This is a genomic window from Variovorax sp. J31P207 (genome assembly GCF_030316965.1).
GTDB lineage: Bacteria > Pseudomonadota > Gammaproteobacteria > Burkholderiales > Burkholderiaceae_C > Variovorax > Variovorax ginsengisoli_B.
Genome location: NZ_JASZYN010000007.1, coordinates 305,367 through 318,709 on the forward strand (window position 1 = coordinate 305,367; position 13,343 = coordinate 318,709).

Here is a 13,343-nt window from a genome sequence, read left to right on the forward strand (position 1 = left end):
CGGCCTCGCGCCCGGGCCGGCTGGGCATCGAACAAAGAATCCATGGACTACCCCGGCAACATCTTCGTGGTCGCAGCGCCCAGCGGCGCCGGCAAATCGAGCCTGGTCAAGGCGCTGATGGAGCTCGACTCGGCCGTCCAGCCCTCGGTCTCCCACACCACCCGCCCGCCGCGCGGCCAGGAGAAGCACGGACGCGAGTACTTCTTCGCCTCCCACCCCGAATTCGACGCCATGGTCGAGGCCGACGCCTTCGTCGAATGGGCCCATGTGCACGGCCAGCGCTACGGCACCTCCAAGAAGGCCATCGAGGAACGCATCGCCCAGGGCGCCGACGTGATCCTCGAGATCGACTTCCAGGGCGCGCTGCAGATCCGCAAGACCTTCGCCAACGCGGTGATGATCTTCATCCTGCCGCCGAGCTGGGAAGAACTGCGCTCGCGACTCGAACGGCGCGGCGAAGACAGCGCCTCGATCATCGAATTGCGCCTCCAGAATGCCGCCGAAGAGATGGCGCGTGCATCGGAATTCGACTTCGTTATAATCAACGAGGTATTTGAGCGCGCACTTTTCGACCTGAAAGCGATCGTCCACGCTCAGCGGCTGCGCTACTCCGCACAGCGCCGCGCACGCGCCGACACCTTCGCCGCGCTGAACATCCCCTGAAACGACCCCAAAGTCCGCACCGAAAGATCCTCATGGCCCGCATCACCGTCGAAGATTGCCTCGTTCACATCCCGAACCGCTTCCAGCTCGTGCTGGCCGCCACCTACCGCGCGCGCATGCTGAGCCAGGGCCATGCGCCCAAGATCGAAAGCAAGAACAAGCCGGCCGTGACCGCGCTGCGCGAAATCGCCGAAGGCAAGATCGGCCTCGAGATGCTCAAGAAGGTCCCCGGCTGAGAAGTTGATGCTCACATGCAACAAGGAAGCACCGTACGCGGTGCTTTTTTTGTGGCTGAATGCGACGATCCGGCGGCCACGCTAAAGTGGTACCCATGAGCGCGGTCGTCAAGCCCCTGACCGGGGCATCCCCTGTCCTGCGGCCGAGTCCCGCGGCGCTGAATGCGGCCGCCGCCAGTTTCGCCGCCCTGACCGACCGCCTCGACTATCTCGGCGCCGAAGACATCGACCTGGTCCGCCGCGCCTACCGCTTCGCCGACGAGGCCCACCTGGGGCAACTGCGCAACAGCGGCGAGCCCTACATCACCCACCCGATCGCCGTGGCGGCGCAATGCGCTGAATGGAAGCTCGACGCCCAGGCGCTGATGGCGGCCCTGCTGCACGATGCGATCGAAGACTGCGGCGTCACCAAGTCCGAGCTGATCGAGCGCTTCGGCGCCCCGGTGGCCGAACTGGTCGACGGCCTGACCAAGCTCGACAAGCTGCGCTTCAATACCCGCGAGGAGAACCAGGCCGAGTCCTTCCGCAAGATGCTGCTCGCCATGGCGCGCGACGTCCGGGTGATCCTGGTCAAGCTGGCCGACCGCACCCACAACATGCGCACGCTGGACGACGCGCCCCGCGAGAAGTGGGCCCGCATCTCGCGCGAGACGCTCGAGATCTACGCCCCGATCGCCCACCGGCTGGGCCTGAACCAGACCTACCGCGAGCTGCAGGACCTGTCGTTCCGCCACCTCCGGCCATGGCGCTACTCGGTGCTGTCCAAGGCGGTGGCGAAGGCCCGCGGACGGCGCCGCGATCTGATCCAGAAGGTGCAGCAGGAGGTCGAGACCTCTTTTGCCGCCGCCGGCATGAGCGTGCGCATCGCCGGGCGCGAGAAGACGCTCTATTCCATCTACCGCAAGATGGACGAAAAGCACCTGAGCTTCGCCCAGGTGACCGACATCTACGGCTTCCGGCTGATCGTGCCGACCGTGATCGCCTGCTACACCGGCCTGGGCATCCTGCACCAGATGTACAAGCCGCTGCCGGGCAAGTTCAAGGACCACATCGCCATCGCCAAGCTGAACGGCTACCAGTCGCTGCACACCACGCTGGTGGGCCCTTCGGGCGTCAACGTCGAGTTCCAGCTGCGAACCGAGGCGATGCACGTGGTGGCCGAGTCGGGCGTGGCGGCGCACTGGCTCTACAAGGCACAGGAGCCGGCCGCGGCCACCAGCGAGCGGCTCGGCGCCAAGTGGCTGCAGTCGCTGCTCGACATCCAGGACGAGACCCGCGACGCCGCCGAATTCTGGGACCACGTCAAGGTCGACCTGTTCCCCGACGCGGTCTACGTCTTCACGCCCAAGAGCCAGATCATGGCGCTGCCGCGCGGCGCCACCGTGGTCGATTTCGCCTACGCGATCCACAGCAACATCGGCGACCACACCTCGGCCGCCCGCATCAACGGCGACCAGGTCCCGCTGCGCACCGAGCTCAAGAACGGCGACGTGGTCGAGATCATCACGGCGCCGGTGTCCACCCCCAATCCGGCCTGGCTCGGCTTCGTGCGCACCGGCCGCGCCCGCTCCAAGATCCGCCACTACCTGAAGACGCTGGCGCATGCCGAATCCGAGGGCCTGGGCGAGAAGCTGCTGGCGCAGGCGCTGCGCGCCGAAGGCCTCGGCAAGCTGCCGGACGACGACACCGAGCACCAGGCGCTGTGGGAGAAGCTGCTGCGCTTCACCGGCAACCGCACCCGCTCCGAACTGCTGACCGACATCGGCCTGGGCAAGCGGATCGCGAGCATCGTCGCCAAGCGGCTGATGGCGCTCCTGGCCGAACGCGGCGAGAAGCCCGATGCCCTGATGCTGAGCCGCGAGCGCTTCACGGCGCACGAGGGCGTGTCGCAGGGGGCAGTCACGCTCGACGGCAGCGAGAACTCCTCGGTGCGTTTTGCGCTCTGTTGCCGGCCGATCCCGGGCGATGCGATCGTCGGCTACCTGGGCCACGGCGAGGGCCTGGTGGTCCACACCGAGGAATGCGGCGTCGGCCAGCGGCTGCGTTACAAGGACAGCGAGCGCTTCTTTGCGGTCGAGTGGGCCGACGAGCCGGTGCGCACCTTCGAGACCGGCGTGGTGGTCACGGTGCGCAACGACAAGGGCGTGCTGGCACGGGTGGCGGCGACGCTGGCCGATGCCGAAGCCGACATCACGCACGTCGAGATGGCCGACGAGACGCCGCAGGATTCGACCGACCTGCGCTTCGTGATCGCGGTGCGCGACCGCAACCATCTCGATGCCGTGCTGCGCGCGGCGCGGCGCACCCCGTCGGTGCTCGCAGCGGCCCGCATGGTGCCCGCGCCCTGAGGCCGGCGGCTTCGAAGCCCCGCCGGACCAGCGCCTCCAACGGGTTGCACGCATGGCGCGACCAGGAAGCTCCCCCGCCCAGGCCTGGAGCGCCGCGGCCAAGTCCTTCCACTGGGGTGTCGCGGCGCTGATCCTGCTGCAGTTCGTGCTCGGCTGGCTGGCGGCCAGCTGGCGGCTGTCGCCCACCAAGCTCGATCTCTTCGTCTGGCACAAATCGGTCGGCATGCTGATCCTGGCGCTGGTCGTGCTGCGCCTGCTGAACCGCCTGGCGACCCGCGCCCCGGCGCTGCCGCCCGGCATGCCGGCCTGGGAACGCGCGGCCGCGCACGCCAGCCATGCGCTGCTCTACGGCCTGATGCTGGCCCTGCCGCTGAGCGGCTGGATCGTCAGTGCCGCCGCCGGCGTCCCGTTCCGCATTTTCTGGCGCCTCCCGCTGCCGGCCATCGTCGCGCCCGACGAGCACACCGCCGAGCTCGCCGCAGCGGTGCACTTCGCGCTCGGCATCGCCCTCGTCGCGCTGCTGGTGCTGCACATCGCAGCGGCGCTGCGCCACCACTTCGCGAAGCGCGACGACGTGCTGACCCGGATGCTGCCCGCCAGGACCCCTCGCACATGAACCCCATCGCCGGCTCGATCGTCCTGGCGCTGGCCTTCGCCGCGCTCCAGCCCGCCCGGGCGGCCGACTGGAAGATGGAGCCCGCCGGCAGCCGGCTCGAATTCGCCGCCCAGTTCGAGAAGACGCCGGCGCGGGGCGTCTTCAAGGATTTCGACGTCCGCCTGGGGCTCGACGGCGACAGCCCGGCGGGCGGGCGGCTCGACGTCACGATCCGGGTCGCGAGCGCCGACATGGCGAGCGCGGACATCAACAAGGCGATCGCCGGCGCCGAGTGGTTCGATGTCGCCCGCCATCCGGTGGCCGAGTTCCACGCCACCGAGATCCGCCGCGCGCCTGCGGGCTCGCCAGCCGGGCGCTTCATCGCGCGCGGCACGCTGGCGCTCAAGGGCGTGACGCAGCCGCTCGAGGTGCCGCTCGCCTGGACCGCGGCGGCCGGCGGCGCGACGCTGGACGGCGAGTTCAGCGTCAAGCGCAGCCTGTTCGGGATCGGCACCGGCGAGTGGGCGGCGACCAGCGTCATCGGCGCCGACGTGAACGTGAAGTTCCACGTTCAATTGCGCGAGGCCCGCTGAAGTGGCCGCGCCGCGCACCGCGGGCATCGCATGGCTGGCCGCGGGGGCCGTCGCGGCCGTACTGGCGGTCGCAGCCTGCGCGCCGCTGGTGCGCGAAACCGCGCCGCCGGCCGCGGCCGCGAAGGGCTCCGTGCCTGAAGGCTTTCCCGCCGAGCACTACGCGCGGGGCGAGGCGGTCTATCGCATCGACAGCGCGCGGTCGCTGGTTGCCATCACCGTGCGGCGCGGCGGATCGCTGGGCCATCTCGGCCACGACCACATCGTCGCCAGCCGCGCCGTGCAGGGCTATGTCGCGCCGCGCGAAGGCCGTGCCGACCTCTTCATCCCGCTGGCCGAACTCACGGTCGACGAGCCGGCGCTGCGGGCCGAGGCGAGCCTGGACACCCAGCCCAGCGAGTCCGACATCGCCGGCACCCGGTCCAACATGCTCGACAAGGTGCTCGAGGTGCAGCGCTTCCCATTCGCGACCCTCCGCGTCGACCGGCCCGTGCCGGACGGGCCGCTGGCCGTCGCGATCATGCTGCACGGCGTGCGCCGCAGCTTCACCGTGCCGGCGCCGGTCGCCCGGAGCCCCGGCGAGATCAGCGTCGCCGGCACGCTGGAATTCAACCAGTCCGATTTCGGCATCGCGCCCTTCTCGGTCCTGGGCGGCGCCATCCAGGTGCAGGATCGGCTGAGCCTGCGCTTCAGCATCCAGGCGACCGCGCCGTCGCCATGAACCGACGAGACGCCGCCTCCCTCCTCGCACTGGGCTGCGCGCCGTGCACCTGGACGGCGGCTGAGGCGCAGCAGATGCGCATCGAGTCCGCCAGCCAGGGCGAAGGGGTCGTGGTCACCGCGTTCGCCGACATGCAGGTGGACCCGCGCACGGCATGGAGCGTGATCTCGGACTACGACCACCTGGCCGAATTCATCCCGGACATGCAGAGCTCGCGGGTGGTGCAACGCGACGGCGACCGGCTGCTGGTCGACCAGGCCGGCCACTTCGGCTTCCTCTTCTTCCAGCAGGCGGTCGCCGTCCGGCTGGAGGTCGTCGAGTCGCCGCGGCAGCACATCGTCGCCCGCGCGGTCAGCGGCAATCTCCGTCAGATGGAGGGCCGCTACGCCCTGGAAGTGCTCGCCAGCGGCGAGGTGCGGCTCTCCTATGCCGGCCTGCTGGAGCCCGAATTCCCGCTGCCGCCGGTGATCGGGAGGGCGGTCATGCGCCGGGTGTTGGCGCGGCAGTTCAACGCCCTGGTCAAGGAGATCGTGCGCCGCGATGCCGCCGCGGGCGCGCTGCCGGCACCCCGTTGACGGGCCGGCCTGCCCATCTGTAACGGGCGGCAACCATCAACACTACAGCCGGGGTGGACGCCCTGTGACGGCCGCGCCCGAGACGCCCATAATCCGCCCTCGGCCAAGCCAGGGGCCGGTTCCGAATCCTGGCGCTCAATGGGGCGATCACGATGAGCTCATTGCAAATGTTCCTGCCGGCATCCGAGCCCGCACGCAGCGAGGCCCTGGCTCTGTTGCAGAAGTCGCACCGCCTGCCGAGGCACCTGGTCCGCGGCATCGTGCCCGGCGCGTCCGGCAAACGGGCCGCCCTCGCGACGGGGCCCGCTCAGGTGCAACAGCAGGCTTTCGACACCCCGTCCGAAGCGCAGGCCCAGACCGGCTGAGCGCTCGCCCGACCCCGACATGGGTTCGAACGCCGGTATCTTTTGTATCCATTGGCATCCTGACGCACGCACCTCGCTCGGGTGCGTGGGTCGAGATTTTGGCTGTGATACAACCTTCGGCCCATGAGCAAGGCATTCACGAAGGAGAGCGACACCGACAGCGACGACGATGACGGTGGCGCCGCGTTGCCGCCGTTGCCCGCGGGCGGCAAGAACTACATGACGCCGGCCGGCTATGCGCGCCTGCGCACCGAACTGCTCGATCTCATGGACAACGAGCGGCCGAAGGTGGTCGAGGCCGTGCACTGGGCGGCCAAGAACGGCGACCGCTCTGAGAACGGCGACTATCTCTACGGCAAGAAGCGGTTGCGCGAGATCGATCGGCGGATCCGCTTCCTCACCAAACGGCTCGAAGTGGCCGAAGTCACCGATCCCTCGGTGCACCATGGCCGCGACCAGGTCTTCTTCGGGGCGACCGTGCGCTACGCCGACGAAAGCGGCGACGAGCGCGAGGTGACCATCCTGGGCATCGACGAAGCGAACAGCGCCGAGGCCCAGGTCAGCTGGATCTCGCCGATCGCACGGGCGCTGCTCAAGGCCAGGGAAGGCGACGTGGTCAAGCTCGCGACCCCTGGCGGCGTGCACGAGGTCGAGGTGCTGGCGGTGCGCTATCCGGCGCCCGCGTCCGGCGCGGATTCGCGCTGAGCTGTTCCATGTACTTCTTCAGCGTCGCGGGCTTGATGCTGGTGTTTCCGCTGCTCTCGATCGCGATCGAGGCCAGCGCGGGACATGCGCCCCTCGGCATCATGCTGATCGGCAAGTGGTACGTGTTCTGGGCCGTCGGCCTGCGGCTTCTGCTGGCCGGCATCCGGCAGATCCTGCAGCCGCGCTACACCGCCGAGACCATCCTCGGCATCAAGGGCGACGATGCGCTGCTGCTGGTGCGCGAGCTGGGCTTCGGCAATCTCGCGATCGGCGTCGTCGGCACGCTGAGCCTGTTCTTCACCGGCTGGGTCGTTCCGGCGGCCCTGGTGGGCGGCCTCTTCTATGGCCTGGCCGGCATCAACCACGCCCTGCAGCGGCACCGCAACGCCAAGGAAAACCTGGCGATGGTCTCCGACCTCTTCGCCGCCGTGGTGCTGCTCGTCTTCTGCGGCTGGTCGACGCTGCACTGACCGGATCAGGCGCTGCCGGGCGCCCCGGACTCGGGGTCGTGGCAGGCGACGCAGAACTTGTTGCCGTCGGGATCGCGGAAGTACGCGCCGTAGTAGTGAGGGTGGTACTCGGGCCTCAGGCCGGGCGGGCCTTCGCAGCGGCCGCCATGCGCGAGGGCGATCGCGTGGGCGGTGCGCACCATCGCCCGGTCGGCGGCGGCGAAGGCCACCATCTGGCCATTGCCGGGCGCATGCGGTCGGCCGTCGTGCGGCTTGCAGATCACGAAGAAGGGCCGCGCGCCACCCGCGGCATGCCAGCCGGCCCAGGGCCGTTCGGGCTCGCAGAAGCGCATCGCGACACCGAGGCTCTCCATGAGCGGCCGATAGAAGCCCAGGGCGCGCTCGAAATCGCTCACGCTCACGAAGACATGCGAGAACATCGCGGCTCCGGCAGAAGGTTGGCCCCGGCGAGCCGCAGGCGACGCATCGAAGCTCAGTTCTTCGGCGCCGGCACCGGCACTTCGGTGCGGCGGAGCTTGCCACCGCCCTGCACGCTGCCGCTGACCGTGGTGTTGCCGGTGCCGAGCACGCGCTTCTCGCAGGCCTCACGGGCACTGGCAGGCTGCCGCTTGCAGCGTGCAAGCGCATTCTGGTCGTAGCCGCCAGGACTGTTCAGCTGGCCTTGGCGCTTCGCTTCCTGGGCGGCCGCCTTCTCGCGATAGCAGGCGGTCCGGTCGACGCGGGGATCCTCGCAATTGGGCGCGTTGGACTGGGCCTGCGCGGACAGCGCGCCCAGCATCGCGCCGCCAGCCAGCAACGCACCCACTGTTGAACGAAGGACTGAGTTCATCGTGCCACTCCCGGTTGGACATAGGGGATGCGCAGTCTGCCGCCAAGCGGCCGAGTTGCCAAGGCACACGAAGAGCGCAAGCATCGCCTACCAGAAGCGCCACCAGGGCCGTGCCGGCCGGACCTCCGGCTCGAGCGGCCCGTGACCCGACGGCGTCGACCCGAGCCGCCTTCGCAACTCCGCCTCCAGCCGATGCGCCGCCTTCAAGGCATCGGGATCGCCAAGCTCCGCCCGCTTTCGCTGCACATACGCCGCTGCGGCGAGTTCTTCATCGCTCATCGACTCCATCCGCTGATTCTGGCCGCGGCACCTTGCGTGGCCCATAAGCCGTCCGGCCGGGCCGCGATGGCATATCGGCCAGTCTCGGGTTTTCCCTTATTCCTGGGGACAATGCTGGGGAAAACCGTGCCGACTTCGGTCGAGATCGTTGCCTGGCGGGGCCTGCGACACGGTGCCTCCAAAAGCAGCACTTTCAGGGCTGGTTCCGGGTCCTGGCGGCGGTTGGCTTCGATGGCGTTGCGACGCTGGTGGCCAGCAGGGCCCAGGCGACGAGGCTGAAGAGCGTGCCGCCCCAGCCGAACCCGGTCCTGCAGTCGACGGCAAAGAACTGCGCCACCAGCGGAAAGCTGTCGACGATGATCATTCCCGTGTAGGCGGGGAGATGGAAGATGTAGACGGCCCAGGCGACGAAATCGCCGAGGGTGATGGCGCCATCGGCGTTGGCGTCGAGCGCCCGCTGGACGGCGTCGCCGGCCCGGGAGCCAACCCACCAGCGGCGGCAGTGCTCGCTGTCGTTGACGATGCGCATTCGGATGCTCTCCTCGAATTCATCATGGCTGTCGCGCGCGACGTGCTGCGCAGTGTCGTCGGATGGCAGGCGGATGGCAAAGGGTCGAGGCGACGGCGGGGTCCTTGACGACCCGCAAAAGAAAATGGCCTAGAGGAGATGATCCTCTAGGCCATTCGAGAGAGTGGTGCGGCTGGCAGGAATTGAACCCACGACTGCCGCCCCTGGCACACAGCACCAGTTAATGAGCAGTTTCAACAGCCCGACGACTCCGCCACAATCCATACTTCAGGTCAACGGCTCTTGCCAACTGCTTCGCCCATTCCGAATTCGCGGATCAGCGCTGGAGTCAGGCGTTTCAGGCGTAGCGAATTGCGAACCAGAAGGTATGGTCGCATCAGCACATTCTTGCGCAAAATGAATGTTCGCCAGATGGAACGCGACAAGCTGTGAGCATTGCTGTGCCCGATGCGATACACGGATCCAGGGAACGGCAAGAGTTGGAGCGGTGTCCCCGCAGCGACGAGATCTTCCGTAGTTTGACCGTGTTGCCCTAACCAGCGCACATGTGGCCGTGGCGCATCAGCCACCGACAGTGGAATCTTCATCAAGTCCCGATGCAAGATGTGGGTCGTACCGCAGGCCTTGTGGAGCGTCGGGTGGGCGAAAGTCCACTGGCTGCCTTCCGACCAGCAATAACCGTTTCCGATATACCACCCGTGTTCATCTGGATGGCGCGCAGCGAACCCTGCCAAGCGCGAGGACACGAAATCGTCGTCATCAACCACCATATAGTAGTCACTATCGGGGGCGTGTACCAAGCCCGCTGCGACGCGCTGGCCCTTGTCGTACCTGAATATTTCGAACTTGTCCTCCGGTGTCGGAACATTCACGTCATGCGCCGGATTTGGCGGGAAATCGACCCAAGCCACGCTGAATCGCGGCGGCAAAGGCGGCAAGTCCGAGCCAGTATTTGCGACCACGACCGCGCGCCACTCATCTGACTGCTGACCAGCGATTGAGGTGGCCGTCTGTTTGAGTACCTGTTTGACACTCGACCAGTCCCGCGCATTTTGCGGATGTCGTACAGGCACGATGAAGGTCAGCATTGAAAGAACCCCATGGGCATATGGAAGTGACTGCGCGTGCAGTTTCGACGAGAAACGTATCGAGACGTTAACAGCGGTAGCGGCGGTTATAACCGATCGCGCTCAAGAAACAATACGGAAGTTCACATTCTTAATGCTTGAGTCACCGCCTTGGAGGCGGGCAATACCATCTCATAGCACTTCGTGCGCAAAGCCACCGGCACGCAGCGCCGCCATCTGAGCGACGATGCGCTGCTGGTGCACATCAAGGCCATCCATGCCGAGACCCGTGGCGGCTACGGCTGGCCGCGTTGCACGGCATTCGCGCCCGAGGAAAGCCTTATACCTGTGCCTCGATCGATTCTTTCATAAAGCGCGTCGAATACTTGATGCGGGCGTGGTTCTCGCGTGCATGGAGCGCCGCAACGTGTCGACCTCGACCGTGGCAAGCTCGACGGAACTCCGGGTGACCCTGACGAGATCGTCCGGCACGAAGACGACGCCAACCTCATCCGCATCGAAGGCGACGACCTCGGCCTCGTCTATGCCAGCCAAGAAGCAACTTGCGACGGCTTGAGCACCGTCGGCGGGCAGTGCCAGCATCCCAGACTCGACGCGGCGCTTGGCGCTCGGACGATGGAACAGCCGGAGGCGACCATCCGAGACGACCCGGAGCAACAGCTGAACGTTGATGCCTGAACCGGCCGCAGCCAGGTCGAGGCTCAAGTATCCGGTCGATGCGAGCGCGGGATGACCATCTCTGATCGTGAGGATGCTCTCGTAGTCCATGGGAAGCTGGTTTTGGGCCAAACGGCCCAGGTCGAAAAACTGCTGCCTCCACTGGGCCAACTGCGTGGCCGCCAGGATCTTGGCGACCGCGAGATCCCGAGTACCTGTCGATGACACGAACTCGCGCTTGCCCACGGTGGATCGCAGTCTTTCCGGAACGGTCAGACGGATGACGTAGACGCCCGACGGGCGTCGAAAGAGATTCTGCACGGATGCACCCTTTGTATGAGGGTGCTGTGTGAAACAGGAAAGCCCCTGATTTCTTAACAAAATCAGGGGCTTACTGAGAGTTGGTGCGGCTGGCAGGAATTGAACCCACGACCCCTTGGTTCGTAGCCAAGTACTCTATCCAACTGAGCTACAGCCGCACAGCTTGCGATTATAGCATGCATTTCAGCTACCTTTCCAGCCAGAAGCCGGAATGAAGCTCAACGACATGCGGACGGTTCGTCCCGGGCTGTCACCGGGGAAGACCGAGTCTGCGAAGACTCTCGATCGCACATGGAGTCTAACCCATGCGTCGCGAGGAGTCGGGTGGTAGGCCGTCCTGGGCTTGAACCAGGGACCAACGGATTATGAGTCCGCTGCTCTAACCAACTGAGCTAACGGCCCACGCGCCAGGGATTCTAGTGGGCGCGGCGCCCTTTCCTACTTGCGGTGGCTCAGCGCGTTGGTGACCAGCTTCGACGTGATGTCGACGATCTGGATCATTCGCTCGTACGGCATCCGGGTCGGGCCGATCACGCCCAGCGTGCCGACGACCTGGCCATCGACCTCGTAGTTCGCGCTGACGATCGACAGGTCATCGAAGGGCACGACCTGGCTTTCGCCGCCGATGAAGATGCGCACCCCCTCGGCCTGGCTCGAGACATCGAGCAGGCGCATCAGCTGCGTCTTCTGCTCGAACAGCTCGAAGGCGCGCCGCAGATGGCCCATGTCGCTGGAGAAATCGGTGACCGCCAGCAGGTTGCGCTCGCCGGCGATCACGACTTCGTCCTGGGCCTCGGTCATGACCTCGGAGCTGACCTGCACCGCGGCCTGCATCAGCGCCGCGATCTCGCCGCGCAGCTGCTCGACCTCGGACTGCAGCCGGTCGCGCACCTGCTCGATCGACAGCCCGGCGAAATGGGCGTTGATGTAGTTCGCGGCCTCGACCAGCTGCGACTGCGTGTAGTCGACCTCGGGGAAGATGACCCGGTTCTGGACGTCGCCGTCGGGCGCCACGATGATCACCAGCAGCCGGCGGTCCGACAGCCGCAGGAACTCGATCTGCCGGAACACCGAGGCCCGCCGCGGCGCCATCACGACGCCCACGAACTGCGACAGGTTCGACAGCAGGTGGGCCGCATTGGCGATCACCTTCTGCGGCTGGTCGGCGGCCAGGCTCGGCGCCGACGCGAACTGCTCGCGCTCGGCGGTCAGCATGGTGTCGACGAAGAGGCGGTAGCCGCGCGCGGTCGGGATCCGACCCGCGGAGGTGTGGGGGCTTGCGATCAGCCCCAGCACCTCGAGGTCGGACATCACGTTGCGGATCGTCGCCGGCGAGAGATCCAGGCCCGGCGCACGGGAAAGCGTGCGCGAGCCGACCGGCTGCCCGTCGGCGATATAGCGCTCGACGAGAGTCTTCAGCAGCAACTTGGCACGGTCGTCCAGCATCGAATGATTTTAATGTTGTAATTTGTGAATGAGCTCCCGCTTTCGGCATGTCGCACTGATCGGTAAATACCAGGCCTCCGGCGCCCGGGCGCAATGCGGCGCGCACGACGACGTGATGGAAGGCATCGGCACCTTCCTCGAATCGCAGGGCTGCAAGGTGTTCGTCGAGAAGTCGCAGACCGCCCCGGTCGAAACCGGCCCCTATCCGGCGCTGACGGTCGAAGAGATCGGCCAGCAATGCGACCTGGGCCTGGTGGTCGGCGGCGACGGCACGATGCTGGGCATCGGCCGCCAGCTGGCGCCGCACGACGTGCCGCTGATCGGCATCAACCGCGGCCGCCTCGGCTTCATCACCGACATCTCGCTCGACAACTACCAGGCGACGCTGATCCCGATGCTGGCCGGCGAGTACGAGGAAGACCTGCGCACCCTGATGCAGGCCAAGGTGATCCGCGACGGCCAGTCGGTGTTCGACACCCTGGCCATGAACGACGTCGTGGTCAACCGGGGCGCCACCTCGGGCATGGTCGAGCTGCGGGTCACGGTCGGCCGCCACTTCGTGGCCAACCAGCGCGCCGACGGCATGATCATCTCGACGCCCACCGGCTCGACCGCCTATGCCCTGTCGGCCGGCGGGCCGCTGCTGCATCCGGCGGTGCGCGGCTGGGTGCTGGTGCCGATCGCGCCGCACACGCTGTCGAACCGGCCGCTGCTGCTGCCCGACGCCGACGAGGTCACGATGGAACTGGTGGGCGGTCGCGATGCGAGCGCCAATTTCGACATGCAGTCGCTGGCCTCGCTGGCCATCGGCGACCAGGTGATGGTGCGCCGCTCGGACTACCGGGTGCGCTTCCTGCACCCCAAGGGCTGGAGCTATTTCGACACCTTGCGCAAGAAACTGCATTGGAACGAAGGGGGATCTTGAG

At 66.9% G+C, this 13,343-nt stretch carries 19 protein-coding genes and 2 tRNA genes; 12 read left to right on the forward strand and 9 right to left on the reverse strand.

The genetic code is table 11. From position 1 onward, the window contains the following. Nucleotides 1-42: 42 nt before the first annotated feature. The 10 genes from gmk (at nucleotide 43) to QTI68_RS24525 (ending at nucleotide 7,268) form a co-directional block, all read left to right on the forward strand. Nucleotides 43-663, forward strand: a complete 621-nt coding sequence (gene gmk, locus QTI68_RS24480; protein ID WP_286369933.1) for a guanylate kinase — start codon at nucleotides 43-45, stop codon at nucleotides 661-663. Between the two features lie 32 nt (nucleotides 664-695). After that, on the forward strand, nucleotides 696-899 hold the full coding sequence (gene rpoZ / locus QTI68_RS24485) for a DNA-directed RNA polymerase subunit omega (RefSeq protein WP_019656435.1): 204 nt from the start codon (nucleotides 696-698) through the stop codon (nucleotides 897-899). A 95-nt stretch (nucleotides 900-994) separates the two neighbouring features. After that, nucleotides 995-3,247 carry a RelA/SpoT family protein gene (locus QTI68_RS24490; RefSeq protein WP_286525278.1) on the forward strand — a complete coding sequence of 751 codons (2,253 nt, stop codon included), beginning with the start codon at nucleotides 995-997 and terminating at the stop codon, nucleotides 3,245-3,247. A 52-nt stretch (nucleotides 3,248-3,299) separates the two neighbouring features. Continuing rightward, nucleotides 3,300-3,863: a cytochrome b gene (locus QTI68_RS24495; protein ID WP_286525279.1), complete on the forward strand. Its 564-nt coding sequence runs from the start codon at nucleotides 3,300-3,302 to the stop codon at nucleotides 3,861-3,863. Further along, complete coding sequence (locus tag QTI68_RS24500; RefSeq protein ID WP_286525280.1) at nucleotides 3,860-4,435, forward strand: YceI family protein; 576 nt, start codon at nucleotides 3,860-3,862, stop codon at nucleotides 4,433-4,435. Before QTI68_RS24495 ends, QTI68_RS24500 begins: the two co-directional genes overlap by 4 nt. 1 nt (nucleotide 4,436) lies before the next feature. Next, nucleotides 4,437-5,153 carry a YceI family protein gene (locus QTI68_RS24505; protein WP_286525281.1) on the forward strand — a complete coding sequence of 239 codons (717 nt, stop codon included), beginning with the start codon at nucleotides 4,437-4,439 and terminating at the stop codon, nucleotides 5,151-5,153. Then, nucleotides 5,150-5,728 (forward strand): SRPBCC family protein, encoded by a 579-nt coding sequence (locus tag QTI68_RS24510; RefSeq protein ID WP_286525282.1) that lies wholly within the window; start codon nucleotides 5,150-5,152, stop codon nucleotides 5,726-5,728. The genes QTI68_RS24505 and QTI68_RS24510 overlap by 4 nt, the downstream gene beginning before the upstream one ends. A gap of 152 nt (nucleotides 5,729-5,880) precedes the next feature. Beyond that, entirely contained in the window at nucleotides 5,881-6,093 is a 213-nt protein-coding gene (locus QTI68_RS24515; protein WP_286525284.1) for a hypothetical protein, read from the forward strand. A 123-nt stretch (nucleotides 6,094-6,216) separates the two neighbouring features. Next, nucleotides 6,217-6,798, forward strand: coding sequence for a transcription elongation factor GreB (greB, locus tag QTI68_RS24520; RefSeq protein ID WP_286525286.1), 582 nt, complete (start codon nucleotides 6,217-6,219; stop codon nucleotides 6,796-6,798). An 8-nt stretch (nucleotides 6,799-6,806) separates the two neighbouring features. Then, on the forward strand, nucleotides 6,807-7,268 hold the full coding sequence (locus QTI68_RS24525; protein ID WP_286525288.1) for a DUF6790 family protein: 462 nt from the start codon (nucleotides 6,807-6,809) through the stop codon (nucleotides 7,266-7,268). A 5-nt stretch (nucleotides 7,269-7,273) separates the two neighbouring features. Here the strand turns inward: QTI68_RS24525 and QTI68_RS24530 are convergent, their stop codons facing one another. From QTI68_RS24530 to QTI68_RS24550, 5 genes are all read right to left on the reverse strand, one after another. Next, the gene (locus QTI68_RS24530) at nucleotides 7,274-7,687 is read right to left on the reverse strand and encodes a VOC family protein (protein WP_286525290.1); all 414 of its coding nucleotides are present in this window, start codon (nucleotides 7,685-7,687) and stop codon (nucleotides 7,274-7,276) included. A gap of 53 nt (nucleotides 7,688-7,740) precedes the next feature. Then, on the reverse strand, nucleotides 7,741-8,097 hold the full coding sequence (locus tag QTI68_RS24535; RefSeq protein ID WP_286525292.1) for a hypothetical protein: 357 nt from the start codon (nucleotides 8,095-8,097) through the stop codon (nucleotides 7,741-7,743). 87 nt (nucleotides 8,098-8,184) lie between these two features. Further along, nucleotides 8,185-8,376, reverse strand: coding sequence for a hypothetical protein (locus QTI68_RS24540; protein WP_286525293.1), 192 nt, complete (start codon nucleotides 8,374-8,376; stop codon nucleotides 8,185-8,187). Between the two features lie 193 nt (nucleotides 8,377-8,569). Beyond that, nucleotides 8,570-8,905 carry a hypothetical protein gene (locus tag QTI68_RS24545; RefSeq protein ID WP_286525295.1) on the reverse strand — a complete coding sequence of 112 codons (336 nt, stop codon included), beginning with the start codon at nucleotides 8,903-8,905 and terminating at the stop codon, nucleotides 8,570-8,572. A 272-nt stretch (nucleotides 8,906-9,177) separates the two neighbouring features. Then, a complete protein-coding gene (locus QTI68_RS24550; RefSeq protein ID WP_286525297.1) occupies nucleotides 9,178-9,993 on the reverse strand; it encodes a galactosyl transferase in 816 nt (271 codons plus the stop codon). A 183-nt stretch (nucleotides 9,994-10,176) separates the two neighbouring features. On the opposite strand from QTI68_RS24550, the gene QTI68_RS24555 reads away from it, so the two are divergent. Further along, the gene (locus QTI68_RS24555; protein ID WP_286525590.1) at nucleotides 10,177-10,344 is read left to right on the forward strand and encodes a hypothetical protein; all 168 of its coding nucleotides are present in this window, start codon (nucleotides 10,177-10,179) and stop codon (nucleotides 10,342-10,344) included. Here QTI68_RS24555 and QTI68_RS24560 read toward each other — a convergent pair. The 4 genes from QTI68_RS24560 to hrcA form a co-directional block, all read right to left on the reverse strand. Then, nucleotides 10,339-10,971: a DUF6538 domain-containing protein gene (locus QTI68_RS24560; RefSeq protein ID WP_286525298.1), complete on the reverse strand. Its 633-nt coding sequence runs from the start codon at nucleotides 10,969-10,971 to the stop codon at nucleotides 10,339-10,341. The two genes, QTI68_RS24555 and QTI68_RS24560, sit on opposite strands and share 6 nt — an antisense overlap. A gap of 81 nt (nucleotides 10,972-11,052) precedes the next feature. Beyond that, nucleotides 11,053-11,129 (reverse strand) — tRNA-Arg (locus QTI68_RS24565). A 167-nt stretch (nucleotides 11,130-11,296) separates the two neighbouring features. Continuing rightward, nucleotides 11,297-11,373 (reverse strand) — tRNA-Ile (locus QTI68_RS24570). A 36-nt stretch (nucleotides 11,374-11,409) separates the two neighbouring features. After that, on the reverse strand, nucleotides 11,410-12,417 hold the full coding sequence (hrcA, locus tag QTI68_RS24575) for a heat-inducible transcriptional repressor HrcA (RefSeq protein ID WP_286525301.1): 1,008 nt from the start codon (nucleotides 12,415-12,417) through the stop codon (nucleotides 11,410-11,412). A 28-nt stretch (nucleotides 12,418-12,445) separates the two neighbouring features. On the opposite strand from hrcA, the gene QTI68_RS24580 reads away from it, so the two are divergent. Beyond that, on the forward strand, nucleotides 12,446-13,342 hold the full coding sequence (locus QTI68_RS24580) for an NAD kinase (protein ID WP_286525303.1): 897 nt from the start codon (nucleotides 12,446-12,448) through the stop codon (nucleotides 13,340-13,342). Nucleotide 13,343: the final 1 nt, after the last annotated feature.

Excerpts from the sequence above, each read along its gene's own strand:
- QTI68_RS24535 (WP_286525292.1), bottom strand. The coding sequence starts at position 8,097 with ATGAACTCAGTCCTTCGTTCAACAGTGGGTGCGTTGCTGGCTGGCGGC.
- rpoZ (WP_019656435.1), top strand. The coding sequence starts at position 696 with ATGGCCCGCATCACCGTCGAAGATTGCCTCGTTCACATCCCGAACCGC.
- QTI68_RS24545 (WP_286525295.1), bottom strand. The coding sequence starts at position 8,905 with ATGCGCATCGTCAACGACAGCGAGCACTGCCGCCGCTGGTGGGTTGGC.
- QTI68_RS24540 (WP_286525293.1), bottom strand. The coding sequence starts at position 8,376 with ATGAGCGATGAAGAACTCGCCGCAGCGGCGTATGTGCAGCGAAAGCGG.
- QTI68_RS24530 (WP_286525290.1), bottom strand. The coding sequence starts at position 7,687 with ATGTTCTCGCATGTCTTCGTGAGCGTGAGCGATTTCGAGCGCGCCCTG.
- gmk (WP_286369933.1), top strand. The coding sequence starts at position 43 with ATGGACTACCCCGGCAACATCTTCGTGGTCGCAGCGCCCAGCGGCGCC.
- QTI68_RS24525 (WP_286525288.1), top strand. The coding sequence starts at position 6,807 with ATGTACTTCTTCAGCGTCGCGGGCTTGATGCTGGTGTTTCCGCTGCTC.
- QTI68_RS24580 (WP_286525303.1), top strand. The coding sequence starts at position 12,446 with ATGAGCTCCCGCTTTCGGCATGTCGCACTGATCGGTAAATACCAGGCC.
- QTI68_RS24500 (WP_286525280.1), top strand. The coding sequence starts at position 3,860 with ATGAACCCCATCGCCGGCTCGATCGTCCTGGCGCTGGCCTTCGCCGCG.
- hrcA (WP_286525301.1), bottom strand. The coding sequence starts at position 12,417 with ATGCTGGACGACCGTGCCAAGTTGCTGCTGAAGACTCTCGTCGAGCGC.
- QTI68_RS24510 (WP_286525282.1), top strand. The coding sequence starts at position 5,150 with ATGAACCGACGAGACGCCGCCTCCCTCCTCGCACTGGGCTGCGCGCCG.
- QTI68_RS24550 (WP_286525297.1), bottom strand. The coding sequence starts at position 9,993 with ATGCTGACCTTCATCGTGCCTGTACGACATCCGCAAAATGCGCGGGAC.
- greB (WP_286525286.1), top strand. The coding sequence starts at position 6,217 with ATGAGCAAGGCATTCACGAAGGAGAGCGACACCGACAGCGACGACGAT.
- QTI68_RS24495 (WP_286525279.1), top strand. The coding sequence starts at position 3,300 with ATGGCGCGACCAGGAAGCTCCCCCGCCCAGGCCTGGAGCGCCGCGGCC.
- QTI68_RS24515 (WP_286525284.1), top strand. The coding sequence starts at position 5,881 with ATGAGCTCATTGCAAATGTTCCTGCCGGCATCCGAGCCCGCACGCAGC.
- QTI68_RS24490 (WP_286525278.1), top strand. The coding sequence starts at position 995 with ATGAGCGCGGTCGTCAAGCCCCTGACCGGGGCATCCCCTGTCCTGCGG.